Here is a 14,905-nt window from a genome sequence, read left to right as displayed (position 1 = left end):
GGACTACTCGGCCTTCACGCGGTGTCACTCACGGACAGTATCGCTTTACGCGCGTCACAATGAGAGACTGTCTCGCAACCTGCTGTGATGGGATGAGGAGGCTGGATGCCGGTCGACGGTCCGGTGCCATGGCCCTGTGCGGAACACACGGGCGCCAAGCACGACATCTACCGCCACTACCTCGGGAAATGGTTCCCCATCCTGCTTGCCTACTCCAACGCCTACCCCTCGGTCACCTACGCAGAGGGATTCGCCGGACCTGGCATCTACAGCGGTGGACAACCCGGATCGCCTGTCATCGCGATCCGCGCCCTCGTCGAGAACGTCCCCCCGACCAAGGGCATCGCCCGATTCGTCTTCATCGACGACGATCAGCGTTGTGTAGACATGCTACGGGAGACCCTTCAACAAGCGTTTCCCGACCGGCCACGGTCTACAGTCGCCATGCCTGTGACGATGGGCAAAGGCACCTGCGCCGACGACCTCGAAGCCGCTCTCGACCGCATAGGTGCCTGGGGCCAGCCGATCTTCGCGAACTTGGACTCCTGGGGCAACGCACCCGTGCCATTCAGGCTGCTGAAGCGCCTCGCCGCGAACGTGTCCACCGAGGTCATCGTCACACTGTTGCCGCAGCACTTCGTGCGCTTCGTCAGCAATCTTGGCGAGGCAGGTGACGACGTTTTCGGCGGCGACCCGCGCTGGCGCGAGGTCGTGAACCTCCCGCCAGCGGCAAAGAGTCGACACATCCTTACCTGCTACCGGCAGGCCCTGCAGGCGGCGGGCTTTCCCTACCTTCTGGACTTCGAACTGATCCCTCGCAACGGCCAACCCCTGTACCTCGTCTTCGGCACCGGGCACCCACTCGGCGTGCAGAAGATGAAAGCCAGCCTCTGGGAGGTCGACCGCGCCCAGGGCGTCGGCTTCCGCGATCCCCGCGACGAACAAGCGGAGACGCTGTTTGCCATAGATGAACCGCTTCTCGGACCGCTGACCCGACTACTGCAACACAGGCTGCGCGACAGCGAGCCGGCCCGCGTAGAGGACCTGCGCGACTTCGCCCTACTGGAAACGGTGTACCGGCCAGAACACGTCATCATGGCACTCAAGCCGCTCGTTGACGCCGGCGCTGTGAAGATTGAGGGCGGCGGCCGGCTACAGAGGTCATCCTTCGTTTCGCTGGCTAACGCGCGAACTCCTTAAGAAACGACGGCCGGGCCGCCGCTGGGCACCACATCCTCGCGGCTCGTGGTCTGCTGGTCGCGGCAGTGCACGCCGTCGGGCTCGCGTTCGCGCTCGCCTGGAACGGGTGCTGTTCTTCCCGTTCGGCGTCCTTACCGCGGCATACGTGGTTGGGCCGCCCAGACGTCCCAAGCGCCGATCTCTGCGTACTCCAGCTGGATGTCGTAGTGCTCGCCCCGGCGCAACGGATACCGGCCGTCGGGGGCCATGTCCTGGTCATGTAGTCGACCGGTGATGACGCTGTGGCATGGCAGTCGAAAGTCGCAGACGAGTGAGCCATCTTCATCTGAGGCGTCGTTCGCAACGATCGCGGCCATCCGCATCGGCGCGGGCACCACTCCGTTCCCGCAGGTTGGACAGGTCGTGTAGTACACCTGTCGAGCCTGCTCGCACGCGATGCTGAAGGCAACGTCCTGGAAGTACTCGCGGCCGGCGGGCGTGCGCCTGCCGATCTTGGCGAGGATCGTGATCAGTTGCTGTTCCGCCCAGTGGGCGCCCGCCCATTCGCCCGAAAACCAGCGACGTTCGATGGTGAGACCGTAGCGACCGCAGTCTCGCTCGTGGCGCACGTTGCGCGTCCGGGGGTCGGCCGTGCGGCCCACCTTGATGACTCCGTTGTTGAACTGCAGGACGTAGAGGTGTTCCTTGCCCGATTCCATCGATGTAGACCGACTTCTTGCCACGGCCGCGGAGTGTAGCGGCTGCCCCTGACAGCAGCCGGCAGGGTTTACCCGATGGTCTTCACAATCTGCGCAACGGCGTTCGCGATCCGTCGTACCACCGTCGCGACAAGGGCGGCTCGCTAGCCTCGCACTGGCCATCTGCGTGCCGAGATGAGCGCCCCAGCAAGCGGACCCCGTGGCCTGATTTTTGCAGACGATCCGGGGTGGACGGACGAGGACTGGGGCAGACGCGGGCAACATTTATAGCACCCTGTCGCACCAGCGGCAATGCTTGTTACCGATTCGTTACAAAATATTGATTGACTCCATCGGATTTTTGAGGCTTAATGGAGGGACATTCCCGCAGCGCCGGCTGGCGCGGTCGGCTACAGACGTAGCGGGCAGGCACCCCCTGAGGGGGTGCCTGCCGTTGCTGGTGCTGACGCTGCGGGTATGCCGAGTGTTGGGAGGACCCCCATGAAGGATCGCCTGTCGGCGAGTTGAGCCGTCGCACCACCTGATCGCGTTTGCGCTGTTGGTGGTGAGTCCTCACCCCTTGTGGCTCGGCTTGGCCGTCTGCCCTGTTTCCATGCTGTTGACCGTCGCCTGCTGTGCAGGTCACGGCGACGCCTGCTGCCGTGGTGCCTGCCCTTGCCCGGGGTTCGGCGTGTTCGTTGACTCGACCACAGTGACTCTTTCCGACCCCCGCCTCGCGAGGGGTCCGCCCGGCCGGGCGTTACCCGGCAGGGACGCGCATGCCCGTACCCGCCGAGCATGCGAGACCCGGGCGATCCCCTTACGCCGCGCCTGAAACCCACAAACTCAGCTTGGAGAAGATCGTGACTTCACTCGACATCATCCCTTCGGGCGCGGCCTTCGCGCCCGCCCTTCCGGTCCGCACCAGAGCGATAACGCCACTTGAGGCGATGCCCGGATCGGCCAACGGCAGGTGGTGGGCCTTTGGCGACACGTAAACAGCGGCACCCTGACTCACCCGAGGCGGTGGAGTCGGGGCAGAAGCGGCTAGAGAACCGAGCCCAGGTGACGATCATGCTGCTGATCGGCGGAGCGGCCGGCGCGGCGTCCTTCACCCACGTGCATGACGTCGCCGCCGCACACGGCCAGCCGGGCTGGCTGGCCTGGGCCGACGCGATCGTGTTGGAGTTGACCTCGATCGCCGCCGGTCTGGAGTTGCGCCGCAACCGGCGCTTGGGCAAGAACGTCGCCTTCCCTGCCACGATGCTGGTCGCGGCGGTGCTGCTGTCGTTGGCCGCGCAGGTCGTCGAGGCCGAGGCGTCGATGATCGGCTGGATCGCCGCCGCCCTGCCAGCGCTCGGTTTCCTGGCGATGGTGAAGATTGCCCTCGGCCGCGCCGACCCTGCCCCACCCCACTCAACCGTCCGGCCCGCGCGGACGGAGCCCGGACCGGCCCTGACCGTTGACGCTTCCGTCCCGGACGGCCGTCATCTGGTTCCCAGGATCGCTGCCGCCGTCCGGGACCGCGTGACCGAGGTCCCCGCCCGTGCGGACCAGCCCTGGGCGGTCCCGGACCGTCCGGACAGCCAGCCGTCGACCAACGATGGCGGTCCGGAGGTCGCCGTGCTGGTCCCGGCCGCCCGGACCGCCGCCCGCACCCTCACCGACGAGGGAACGCCGATGTCCCGCAAGGCTCTCGCCCGACAGCTCCGCGCGGACGGACACCAGTTGTCCAACGCCACCGCCTCGGCCCTCGTGCGTGTCCTGCGCGCCGAAACCACCTCACCCGCCCCGGACCTGTCACCCGGGGAGGCGGCGTGACAGAACCGCAACCTGCGGCTTCTGTCAGAGCGCGTCGCCGCTGTCAGACCAGTTTGCGCGCCTGTCAGCAGGCCCACGAGCTGACAGAACCTGACCGAACCTGTCCACACTCTTCCGCCCGCGACAGCGGCCGGTGCACCCGCCGCACGTCCACCCACACCTCTGAGCTTGGAGCAACAACAGTGATTACCCCACATGGTGAATCTCAGCTGGGTCGCCGCTTTCGTCACCGGCCCGACTCACACCCACTCTCACCGCACCGTCACGCCGAACCCGGTGTGCCCGGCGGTGTCGGAGTCAGTGCGGATCTCCGTTCTACCGTCCGTCTTGATCCTGACCCCCAACCTGACCCCCTAATCCCGCTCACAGCCCAGGTCAGTGCCGCTCTCAGCGGCGCGGGACCGCTCCAGACAGACCCTCCAGTCTCGGGTCTCTCCCCAGGGGCTTGTGCCCATGGGTAAACACCTACCGACCGCGGACCCGCTGCTGCGCCTGCAGGCCAGCGTCACCGCCCGTGACGACCAGCTCCTGGGCTGGCTCTACGACCACGGCGTCCTCACCACCGACCAGATCGCCGCCGCCCTGTTCCCATCCCTGGACTTCACCCAACGCCGCCTACGCCGCCTCACGGCGCTGCGGGCGTTAGACCGGTTCCGACCCAACAAGGCCGACGGCGGCTCCCACCCATACCACTACGTCCTGGACCAACTCGGCTACGACCACGTCCACGCCCAACGCGGACTGCCACGAGGCCGCCGGGACCAGGCCCGCCGCCGCAAGCAATCGCTGACCAGCCGGCCGGACCTGCCGCACCTGCTCGGCGGCAACCAGGTCTTCATCGACCTCGCCGCCCACGCCCGCACCTACCCCGATTGCGACCTGGTCCGCTGGGAGCCCGCGTCGGCCTATCACGAACCCGGCGCCCTCTACCGCGAAGGCGCCAACCCGAACATCATCCTCGCCGGAGCGACCGGCTTTCCCCGCCCGGACGGCGCCGGGGTGTGGACCGAGCAAGGACGGTCCGTGCCGTTCTTCCTCGAGTACGACACCGGAGGCGAACACCTGCAGATCCTCATCGACAAGGTCATCAAGTACGAGCGGCTGTACAGGATGAGCACCTGGGCATGGCCGGTGCTCTTCCACGTCCCCTCCGCACGGAGGGAGGCGAACCTGCGCCACCGCCTCGCCGCCATTCCCGACCTGGCCATGCTCCTCGCCACCACCACCGCCGAACTGCGCATCGCACTCGCGGCCAGCCCCGCTCACCAGGTCTGGCAACTCGCCGGCCGCGCCGGTCGTCACCGCCTCATCGACCTGCCCTACATCGACGCCGACCAAGACGACGAATACCCCACCCACGACCAGCCCGCCCCGGATGAGCGGCCCGCCTGATGAGCGGAAGCGGGACACGTGGCGTGTGTGGCGGCCTGAAGGCGGCACACGCCACCGAACCTCGCCCGCACGCGCAAACTCCCCGCCGGGGCGGTGCCGTCGCCCACCGTGAGGGCATGCACCGAGGCGACCGGAGCGGACTGCGCGCGAGTCGGACGGGAGCTGTCAGGGTCTGTCAGCCGCGCCGTGCGGCGATAGCGCTCACACTCACACCAGCGGCCCGCCGCTGTGAGTCGCTGTGAGTGGCGAACGTCTTCACTTCCGTGGCCACCAGAGGTACCGTCCGCAGCCCTTCACGCACGTCGAGCCGCGGCCGACTCCGGCCGACGGAGTCCGGTGATCGATTCCCAGCGAGTCCTACAGCCAAAACGAAGGAGATGCCCATGGCCCCACACGTTGACCTCACGCCACGAGCCGTCCTGGGAGGGACATGGCCACACGCCGTGACCAGAGATCACGTGCGAACACACCCCACCCGTCGCCGCCGACCCTGCCCACGCGGACAGCCGACGGCGAGGCCCCGACCGCGAACCCCGACTCCGAACCTGCCGTTCTCCCGGGGACGCTGTCGATGGCCCGCTACCTGACCGATCCCGACACCGAAACCGAGATTCAAGCACTGGCCGCCGAAGCCGGCCTTCCCACCGTTGACCAAGCCGCCACACTCGCCCGCCTGCTGCGCCTGCACCAACCCGCACCGCCACGCGCCGCGTGAGCTGCGCCCGCCCCCGTAGGGGCGGGCGCAGCTCGCTTCACCCCGAACGCTGGTCCCGTCCACATCGCGCGGCAGAGGGCGACCCCCCGCGTCGCGGCCACACCACTTTGCGAGTCCTGGACGCCCCACGCCGACGCGGGAACGCCTACCACCTGTCGCCCAAGCTGCCTGATTAGAAGACCGCGCCGAAGCAAGTCTTCGGCCAGCCCCGCCCCGGCTGCAACAAAGTCAACCTCCATACTGCCAGCGGCGACCAGCTAGCGCGGCAGGCGTTGGATACCGGCCTCAGGATCCAAGATCGATGGTCGCGTACGGCTCCCACACGTACATCCCCTCGTCGCGGTTGAGGACGATGAGCTGGCAGGAGTTGATCATTGCGTTCGCGCTGAGGTTCGGAGCGGAGGAGAGAGCCTCGATGAGCGGTGCCGCTGGGCCGTCGGTGTTGGTATAGGCCAGGCTGAGGTGAGGGTTGTAAGGCTCGGCCGGCTCGGGTACTCGTTCCTGTCCCCAGACGTCCGCGATGGCGCTGCGGATGGCGGTGCGTAGCTGCCGCACGGGCTCGACCGGGTCGACGGCGATCTGGATGGACTCGGGATCGATGTGGGGGGTGCCGATGGTGAGCTTGAAGGGTGCCAGGCGCGCGCAGCGGTTCTTGGCGGCAGCCACGATGGCGTCGACGTCGTCGATAGCGACGTCTTGAACGAAGCCGATGCCCTGCATGGTGAGGTGCAGCCACCGGTTCGGGATGACATCGAGGCTGGGCTGCGAGGAGAGCAGGGACCGGTACTGGTCGGCGAGTTCTTCGACCTCGGGTTGTCCGTCGAAGGTGATGTGCCAGGTGTAGAAGCGGGAGCCGATTCCCCAACCGGGTCGCCAGTACCAGTGGTTGCGGACGTCGGTGGCGTGCGGGACTGCCATGGGTTCTCCAGGTATCACGGAAGTTGGCGGGCGGCGCCGGTGGCGCAGAACTCGGTGATGGCTGCTTGGACACTGCGGGCCTCGATGCTCGTGCGCAGCGACGGGTCGCCGGCGAGACTTCGGCCGACGCCGCGCAGGCGGTGCACCAGCGGGTCGAGTCGCTGTTCGGGTGGCAGAGCGAGCACCGGAGACAGGACCGACACCGCGCCGTCGAGGCTGCCGGCTTTGAGGTGCGCTGCGGCGGCCCAGATGCGGATTTGCGCCAGTGTGCCGTACGCGACCGAGGGATCTGCGGCGGCTTCCGTGAGGGCGTGCTGGGCGTGCTCGATGGCGTTGGCGGCATCGCCGATGCGAAGCAGCACTGCACCGGCGTAGTTGTGTTGGCGCACCGTGCCGCAAGCTAGGAGGCCACCTACCGGGTCGCGGCTGGCATGTTGGCGGGCCTCCTCAGCCCGTTGCAGTGCCGCTCGGGCCGGCTCGGCAGCGCCGATCTCCGCCCACGCGTCGGCTTCCTGGCAAGCCAGCATGATCGCCGCGCTTCCCTCGGCGGCGTGGCCGTAGCCGCGTACGGCGGCGTTGGCCGCGTCCTCGAACCGCTGCTCCCACAGGTGAATCTTGCTGATGGTCGACAGGACCCAGGCGCGGAGCGTGTTGTCGCGGACGGTTTCAGCGCACATCCAGGCGGTGCGGGCCTGGGACTCGGCAGCGGCTGGGTGACCGAGGTCGCCGGCCATCCAGGCGAGCAATGTGCACAGGTAACCCGCCCAGGTGTAGAGCTCCCGAGTCTGGTCGGGATCCTGGCGCCCGGTCTGCAAGAGGCGAAACACGCGATCCGCCAGGAGACCCGCTCGGGCATAGACGATGACGGGTGGCTCATTCAGATAGTCGACAGCGATTCTGCGGGTGGAGGCGGCGACATCGTCAAGGGTGAAGGGCCCGACGTTGGAGGCTTGCGCCCATTCTCCGAAGCTGGCCGTACGTTCTGACACCGCTATCACCAATTCCGTCTCGTCCTGCAGAGCGCCGAGGTCCCACCGCAGAGGCTCAGTCATCGCGCCACGTGGTGCTGAGGCTGCGACGGATCGATTGGGCATCGGGGCGGCGTTCCGGCCGCTCAGAACCTCTCGGTCCGCGTCCGGCATAGCGGCCAAGTCGTCGAGGTCGACCAGACAGCTCGGTTCGGTCCCGAAGACATAAGCCAGGGCGTTCAAGGCGGCCAAGGTAGGTCGACGACCACCGAAGGGCCACCGCTCGTAATCGCTGATCCGTGCCCCGGTGAACGTCGCCGAACCGGTTCCATTGGTGTTCAGCTTCTCTGCCACCGCGTCCTGGGTCCAACCGTGAGCCTGTCGAAAGGCATCCCGAGGACGCAGTCCAAAGCGTCGCTGCAGCTCGGCCGCGATGGCGGTCGGCGTCGCGCCGAATTCGGCCAGTGTCTGGCGGACGTGATCGCGCTGTGCCTTGGTGCCAGTCGTCCTCGCCATCGTCGGACACCTCCTCCGTGTGGCCTCCCGTCGCACGGTATCGCCGCTCTGGCCAGGTCCGGTACGGGTCCTGGCGAGGCCAACGGCCCTCGGCTGGGTGAATCCACCTCAGTTGATCAATATTCGTGCAGGTCACAGGCGCGGCCGGGTGGGGGAATTTCTCGCCACTCGTGGGGATCCATCCGCATGGATGCGCTTGGCAAGCTTGCCGCACCGGATCACCGTCGGTCCGGACGTAGCCACCACCGGTGACTACATCAAGTCGCTGCCAAGCACCGTCAATCGGAGCGCCGCTGCCGTCAGGTTTCTCTCGGCCACCCGGCAGACGTCTCCCCGCTCGTGCTTCTCACCCTCGTGAGGATCCATGACAACTTCGAATGATCTGACCCGCTACGGCTATCGACAGGAACTCAGCCGCCAGCTCCGATCGCGGGACCTGGTGGCGTACGGACTGGTGTACATGGTGCCGATCGCGCCGATGGCGATCTTCGGCAGCGTCTACGCCGGCTCCGGCGGCATGGTCGCTCTTGCGTACGCCGTCGGTGTGGTGGCGTTGGTGTTCACCGCCTTCTCCTACGCACAGATGGTGAAAGCGTTCCCGATGTCGGGCAGCGTCTACAACTATGCCGGCCGGGGCATCAGCCCACCGCTCGGCTTCCTCGCCGGCTGGGTGATCCTCCTCGACTACGTGCTCGTGCCGGGGCTGCTGTACCTGGTGGCGTCGGTGGCGATGCACTCCACCGTGCCGGCGGTGCCGGTATGGCTGTGGCTGCTCGGGTTCGTCGCGGTCAACACGATTATCAACTCGGTCGGGATCCGGCTGACCGCGATGGTGACCCGGGTGATGCTGGTCGGCGAGTTGATCGTCCTGGCGGTCTTCCTCGCTGTCGCCGGCTGGGCTCTTGCCTCCGGCAAAGGCCGGTTCAGCTGGGACGCCTTCTACAACTCCGACACCTTTACCTGGTCCCTCGTCGCGGGGGCGGTGTCGATCGCGGTGCTGTCGTTCCTCGGCTTCGACGGCATCAGCATGCTGGCCGAGGAGGCCAAGGGCGGGTCCCGACAGGTGGGTCGTGCGATGGCCGGCGTCCTGATCCTGGCCGGGGTGCTGTTCATCGCGCAGACCTGGCTCGCGGCGATGCTCGTCCCCGCCCCCGACGCGCTGCTAGCTGAGGGCGATGTGAACGGCACTGCCTTCTACGACGCCGCCGCGGTAGCCGGCGGAGGGTGGCTGGCCACCTTGTGCGCTGTTGCGACGGCGATCGCGTGGGGGTTGCCGAACTCGATGGTCGCTCAGGTCGCCACGTCCAGGCTGTTGTACGAGATGGCCCGCGACCGACAACTCCCGGCCTTTCTGGCGAAGGTGTCGGTGCGCCGCAGCGTGCCGATCAACGCCACTCTGCTGACCGGCGCCGTGTCCCTCGCCCTCGGCCTGTATCTGGCGACCCGGGCGGACGGGATCACGCTGCTGTCGTCGCTGATCAACTTCGGGGCGATGGTCGCCTTCCTCGTCCTGCACGTCTCCGTGGTCGTGCACCATCTGATCCGCCAGCGCAGCGGCAACTGGTGGGCGCACCTGGTCATGCCCGGCATCGGGTTCGCCATCTTGGCGTACGTGGTGGCGAACGCCAACATCGCCGCCCAGCGTCTCGGCTTGGCCTGGCTCGCCCTCGGCGTGCTGGTCCTCGCAGGCCTCTACCTGACCGGTCGGCGGCCCGTGCTGTCCGGCATGGCAGCCACTGAGGCCGCCGGGCGCGACATGGCGCGGGTGTGATCGCGATGGACCAGTTCACCTACCGGCCCGCCCGCGACGAGCTGGCCTACACCTTCGGCGGGCGTCTCCCGGTCGCGCACGTCCGCTCCGGGGACATCCTGCGGGTGCACACCGAGGACTGCTTCGGTGGCCTCGTACGGGGACCTGCGGACCTGCCATCGCAGGTGTGCCGCATGCCGTACCTGAACCCGGTGTCGGGGCCGTTCTTCGTCGAGGACGCCGAACCCGGCGACACCCTCGCCGTGCACATCGCCTCCATCGTCCCCGCGAGGGACTGGGGTGTGTCGGCGACGTTCCCCTACTTCGGGGCGCTGACCTCGACTTCGCACACGGCCACCCTGCAACCGCCGCTGGATGAGCGGGTGTGGGTGTACGACATCGACCGTGCTGCGGGGGTGGTCCGCTATCACGCCACCGCGAGCGAGCACACTGTCGACCTGCCGCTGGATCCAATGATGGGCACCATCGGCGTCGCCCCAGGTGGCATGGAGTCCCGGTCCACGATCGTCCCCGACCACTACGGCGGGAACCTCGACACCCCCGAACTCCGTGCCGGCACCACCCTGTACCTCGGGGTCAACGTGCACGGCGCGATGCTGGCCCTCGGCGACGGACACGCCCGACAGGGCCAGGGAGAGGCGTGCGGCGTCGGCGTGGAGATCGCCACCATGACGACCCTGGCGGTCGAGGTCATCAAAGGTGCCGACACCGCCTGGCCACGTCTGGAAACGGACACCGCGATCATGTCGGTCGGCTGCGCGAGGCCCCTGGAGGACGCCTACCGCATCGCCCACCAGGACCTCACCGCCTGGACCGTCGACCTGTGCGGCCTACAGACCCTGGACGCCTACCAACTCATCTCCCAAGCCGGGCGGGCACCCATCGGCAACGTCTGCGACCCCAACTACACCGTCCTCGCCGCCGTCGACAAAGCCCTGATCCCGCAATCGCTGCCCGCCTACCGCGACGCACACGCCCGGCTGCGGAACCTTGCCGGCGCTCGGGAGTAGGGACATCTGATGACCGCCTCGATACCGCAACTGCCGCTGCGGGATGAGCTGTTCCTACTCGGACACCACGACGACACCGGCCAACCCCACCTCCACCGCCAAGCGCTGGCCCTGGGCATGGCCGGCGGCGTTCTGATCGACCTATTCCTCGCCGGGCGTATCACCCTCGATTCCTACGCCGACCGCCCGGCCGCGGACCGGTGGCTACGCCTCAACTCCGAGCAGCCGGTCGGCGACCTGATCGCCGACACCGCCCTCGCCGCGATCCACTACTCGCGCGCCACCCCGACCATGAAGGCGTTCCTGCGCAGCTTCGCCGACGACCTGTACGAGCGCACCCGCGCCGGACTCGTCGCCGCCGGGATCCTGCACCACACCGCCCGCCGCCGCCTCGGCGGCCTGGTCCGTGCCGACGCCTACCTCGCCACCGACACCAAGTGGGCCGTTGTAGCCCGCTCCCGCCTGCGCTACCTCGCCGCGGGCCGCGAACCTCCCGACAACCACACCGCCGCCCTCGCCGGACTCGTCGCCGTCCTTGGCCTGGCCGACCACCTCTACCTCGACGACGACACCACCACAGTGACCGCGCACCTGAAGACCATCGCCGCCCAACACCACCGACCCATCCGGGAAATCACCGCCGCCGTCGACGCAGCAGTCGGTGACCTCGCCACCGCCACCTACCGATGACCGCCGAGGAGACAACACCACCGTGGACCCCAGCCTTCGTATCCGTGCCGCCCGCTGGCCAGACAGGCAGACCGTCGCCGCATTGATCGCCGACGCCCTACACGCCAGCCCGCTCGCCGCCTGGCTGGTGCCAGACACAGTGCAGCGCCGTCAGGTGCTGACCGACGTCCTGGCGGTGTGGGTAGAGCACGCGATGTTCTTCGGCGATGTACACCTCGCCGACGACCTCACCGCCGCCATCGTCGGCTTTCACCGCTACCGACCGATCCCGCCGCCGGCCAACTACACGACCCGCCTCGTGAAGGCCGCCGGATCACATGCTGACCGCTTCATCGCCCTTGAGGGCCTACTCGCGCAGCAGCAGCCCACCGAGCCGCACTACCACTTGGCGTTCCTCGCCGCATCCCCAACCCATCAGCAGACCGGTCGCTGCGGTGCACTGCTCGCTCACCACCGCGCCCGCCTCGACCGCATCGGCCTGCCGTCCTGGACCGCCGTCACCGCAGACGCGGAGCACCTGCTCACCCACTACGGGTACACGCCCCGCCCGCCCCTCACCGTGCCGCATGGGCCGAGCCTGCGTCCCATGCGCCGGAACCTTCACCAAGCCAGCAGCCCGACGCCGATCAATCCCACGCGACCGGCGGGCAACCGCTGGCAAGACCAGCACGCCTAACCCGTCCACCCCTCAACGGACAGAGGCTCAACCATGTCCCTCCATTCCGTCGGTGACTTACCAATTGCCCCTGACCAGCAGTGTTGCCCAATGCTGCCCTGCTCAGACCTGATCATCAGTACGTTCGATGGCCGCCCAGAGGTTCCGCCAAAGGTTTGGGCGGTGCCCCTTCATGTGGCATCCCGGCTCGCCTCGCACCATCGCGAACAATGGGCGGCGGAGACGATCTCCCGCGACCCATCCGCTGACGATCACGCAGTGGCTGACGCCAAGAGGTCGATCGACCGCCTCAACGCCACCCGCATCGCTCTCATTGGTGAGATCGACTCATGGGTCGAGCAGGTGATCCAGCCTCCGCGCGGGGCACCGTTGCACACCGAGACGATCGGCTCCGTGATCGACCGCCTGGCCATCGCCTGGGTTCGGTGGAGGAGATTCTCGGAGACAGCCCACCTGGGCCTGCGCGACGTCGATCCTCCGCTGGCGCTCCATCAGTTCACCGAACTCTCCGAGGCATTCGACACCCTTGTGCTCGACATCCATGAGGGCCGCCGCCGAGTTCCTCCTTGGCGCACGCTGAAGAGCTATCGGGAGCCGCGATGAGGATCGCCGTCACCCTCAACGGCGCCGACAACGTCGGCAAAACCACGAACGCTCGCTGGTTGGCCTCGGCGCTGCCGGACGTCGAGTTCACCGGGACAGTCGATCGGTGGGACCGGCGATGGGCCGAGGTGTCCCGACGAGACTTCAGTCAGTGGTGGTTCGTCGACAGCACCACCGACGAACACATCGACCTCGTGTTCAGCTCCCACGCCGCGCGGAGCGCCGGTGGTGGTCCCTTGGCGTTGGAGGACCGCGGGTGGCCGATGCTTGTGGCGACCTGCGCCGCGACAGCGGCCGTCAAGGACGGCATCTCCACCGCCGAGGCGCTCGCGCTAGTCGAGACCAAAGCACGTCGCTACGCCCCTACGCCGCGCCGCGAGCTGCACCTGCTGCTGCGCCACAGCGACCAGGAGTTAGCCGAGGCGCACCACGCCGTGGCGCGTGAGCCTGTGCCGGCCACCGAGCGCTACGTCGAGTATCAGCGGCGGCTTGCCGAGGCGATCGATCTTCAAGTCTATGCCGGAAAGTATCAGGCCATCGTGGTGCGCGGGGACCGCCCGCTCCTGGATGTGCAGCGTGAGATCCGCGAGGCCGTGGCGCAACTCGACGTGCCCGTCGCCCCGCTCCCACCGGACCGGATCGAGCACCTATGGGTGCTCGCTGGCATGTCCGAGAGCGGCAAGAGCACTGTCGGCGATTTGCTCCGCACGGAGCACACAGCCACCCGCCTGAAGATCGGCTACCTCATGCAGCTAGCCGCGGATCGGCTCGGTAGGGCAGATCCGTATCGCGAATGGGACGAGCTGACCCAGGCGCAGATGCTCACGGAAGAGGTCCTGCGGTTCGCCGCGCTGAACCCGGGTTCACACCGGATCAGTCTGGAGAGTGCCCACCGCTTCAACGCCACAGCACACCTCCGCAGGATCTGGGGCCAGCGCTGCGAGATCCTGTTCCTTCGCCTTCCGGACCGGCTTCGCGCGCAGCGCGCCACCGAGACCATGGAATCGCTCTCCACCCGCGACGCGATCAAGCAAAGCCGGGGCGGAGACCGCATCGCGTTGATCGCCGACACGGTCATCGACAACGGTCGCAGCCTGGCCGCGCTGAAGAGGGCGGTCACGGAAGTTGTTCACCGTAGGTCCGGGGCCAGCGATCCGCCGCACTCGGACGCGGCCATCCCTGAGTCCCTGCAACCGGTACTCGCGGACTGCGTCGCCAGACTGACCGATTCTGAGACCGCGCTCGTCGCCGCCACCGGGAGCCTCGCCCATCAGGGCTGGCAGCCGGGATGGAGCGACATCGACCTCCTGGTCATACGCGACACGCTGCCGCTGGACTGGCTCCAAAGCAGGCATGTACCTCAGAGCGGACCGACGGGCGAGAAGATCGCGCTGTCGTCGTTCACCACCCGGGAGATGCTCACCGGGTCGGTCCCACCCCGAGTACTGCACGCTGTGCGGCAGATAGCCCACGACGGCCGCGGCCTGCTCTACCGCCGAAGCGGCCTCGTACTCAACGCCTTCGACGCACCAACCGACGACCGCGCCTCACGCAGCGAACTGCCGCTCGTGACGATGGTGCTGCGGCGACTCGCCGCGAACCCCGAACCCGATGTCCGCGCTGCCTACAAGCACATCGTGCTGATCATGAAGGTCATCCTGCGCGCCGACGGGGTGGACCTCGACGGCAGCGAGGAGGTTCGCCTCGCCTTCACCACCAGCCATCCGGACGCCGATGTCGACCTCCCGGCAGTGGCCGAGGTCAGCGGCGACCGGTGGCGACAGGACGAAACCCTCTCCTATCGGGTCCGTGGAGCCGCCGCCAAAATCCTCGCCTACCACGACGTGCTCGGCTGCTCGGTCGCGCCCAACACGCCCCAGACGGAAGGATCGGATCTTCAATGACCACCGCCTTCGACAAGGTTCTGCACGCCGAGCGAGTGACCCGG

General features: G+C 67.7%; 13 protein-coding genes. 10 read left to right on the top strand and 3 right to left on the bottom strand.

The features are described from left to right. Positions 1 to 105: 105 nt before the first annotated feature. Positions 106 to 1,200 carry a three-Cys-motif partner protein TcmP gene (locus MED01_RS14125; protein ID WP_203148117.1) on the top strand — a complete coding sequence of 365 codons (1,095 nt, stop codon included), beginning with the start codon at positions 106 to 108 and terminating at the stop codon, positions 1,198 to 1,200. A 131-nt stretch (positions 1,201 to 1,331) separates the two neighbouring features. On the opposite strand, the gene MED01_RS14120 is transcribed toward MED01_RS14125, so the two are convergent. Beyond that, a complete protein-coding gene (locus MED01_RS14120) occupies positions 1,332 to 1,898 on the bottom strand; it encodes a GIY-YIG nuclease family protein (protein ID WP_238669024.1) in 567 nt (188 codons plus the stop codon). 1,053 nt (positions 1,899 to 2,951) lie between these two features. Between MED01_RS14120 and MED01_RS14115 the strand changes: the two genes are divergently transcribed. The 3 genes from MED01_RS14115 to MED01_RS14105 all read left to right on the top strand — a co-directional run bounded on the left by MED01_RS14115 (position 2,952) and on the right by MED01_RS14105 (position 5,805). Then, positions 2,952 to 3,698 (top strand): DUF2637 domain-containing protein, encoded by a 747-nt coding sequence (locus tag MED01_RS14115; RefSeq protein ID WP_238669078.1) that lies wholly within the window; start codon positions 2,952 to 2,954, stop codon positions 3,696 to 3,698. A 453-nt stretch (positions 3,699 to 4,151) separates the two neighbouring features. Further along, a complete protein-coding gene (locus MED01_RS14110; RefSeq protein WP_238669023.1) occupies positions 4,152 to 5,090 on the top strand; it encodes a replication-relaxation family protein in 939 nt (312 codons plus the stop codon). A 571-nt stretch (positions 5,091 to 5,661) separates the two neighbouring features. Further along, positions 5,662 to 5,805 carry a hypothetical protein gene (locus tag MED01_RS14105; protein WP_238432884.1) on the top strand — a complete coding sequence of 48 codons (144 nt, stop codon included), beginning with the start codon at positions 5,662 to 5,664 and terminating at the stop codon, positions 5,803 to 5,805. 285 nt (positions 5,806 to 6,090) lie between these two features. Here MED01_RS14105 and MED01_RS14100 read toward each other — a convergent pair whose 3' ends face one another. Together MED01_RS14100 and MED01_RS14095 are read right to left on the bottom strand one after the other, a co-directional pair. Then, positions 6,091 to 6,723 carry a 2'-5' RNA ligase family protein gene (locus MED01_RS14100; RefSeq protein WP_238669022.1) on the bottom strand — a complete coding sequence of 211 codons (633 nt, stop codon included), beginning with the start codon at positions 6,721 to 6,723 and terminating at the stop codon, positions 6,091 to 6,093. Positions 6,724 to 6,737: 14 nt separating this feature from the next. Continuing rightward, the gene (locus MED01_RS14095; RefSeq protein ID WP_238669021.1) at positions 6,738 to 8,207 is read right to left on the bottom strand and encodes a helix-turn-helix domain-containing protein; all 1,470 of its coding nucleotides are present in this window, start codon (positions 8,205 to 8,207) and stop codon (positions 6,738 to 6,740) included. A 364-nt stretch (positions 8,208 to 8,571) separates the two neighbouring features. On the opposite strand from MED01_RS14095, the gene MED01_RS14090 reads away from it, so the two are divergent. From MED01_RS14090 to MED01_RS14065, 6 genes are read left to right on the top strand one after another with little or no spacing between them, the layout of a single operon-like run. Continuing rightward, positions 8,572 to 9,978 (top strand): APC family permease, encoded by a 1,407-nt coding sequence (locus tag MED01_RS14090; RefSeq protein ID WP_238669020.1) that lies wholly within the window; start codon positions 8,572 to 8,574, stop codon positions 9,976 to 9,978. Between the two features lie 5 nt (positions 9,979 to 9,983). Beyond that, positions 9,984 to 10,988, top strand: a complete 1,005-nt coding sequence (locus MED01_RS14085; protein WP_274525713.1) for an acetamidase/formamidase family protein — start codon at positions 9,984 to 9,986, stop codon at positions 10,986 to 10,988. A 9-nt stretch (positions 10,989 to 10,997) separates the two neighbouring features. Then, entirely contained in the window at positions 10,998 to 11,678 is a 681-nt protein-coding gene (locus tag MED01_RS14080; protein WP_124771930.1) for a GOLPH3/VPS74 family protein, read from the top strand. 22 nt (positions 11,679 to 11,700) lie between these two features. Further along, positions 11,701 to 12,354, top strand: coding sequence for an N-acetyltransferase (locus tag MED01_RS14075; RefSeq protein WP_238669018.1), 654 nt, complete (start codon positions 11,701 to 11,703; stop codon positions 12,352 to 12,354). 33 nt (positions 12,355 to 12,387) lie between these two features. Continuing rightward, complete coding sequence (locus tag MED01_RS14070; RefSeq protein WP_308193470.1) at positions 12,388 to 12,957, top strand: DUF4254 domain-containing protein; 570 nt, start codon at positions 12,388 to 12,390, stop codon at positions 12,955 to 12,957. Continuing rightward, a complete protein-coding gene (locus MED01_RS14065; protein ID WP_238669016.1) occupies positions 12,954 to 14,861 on the top strand; it encodes a hypothetical protein in 1,908 nt (635 codons plus the stop codon). Before MED01_RS14070 ends, MED01_RS14065 begins: the two co-directional genes overlap by 4 nt. The last annotated feature ends 44 nt before the right edge of the window (positions 14,862 to 14,905 follow it).

The organism is Micromonospora alfalfae, from assembly GCF_022230925.1.
Lineage (GTDB): Bacteria > Actinomycetota > Actinomycetes > Mycobacteriales > Micromonosporaceae > Micromonospora > Micromonospora alfalfae.
Note: the sequence above shows the minus strand (reverse complement) of the source record. Positions and strands in the feature narration are given on the sequence as shown.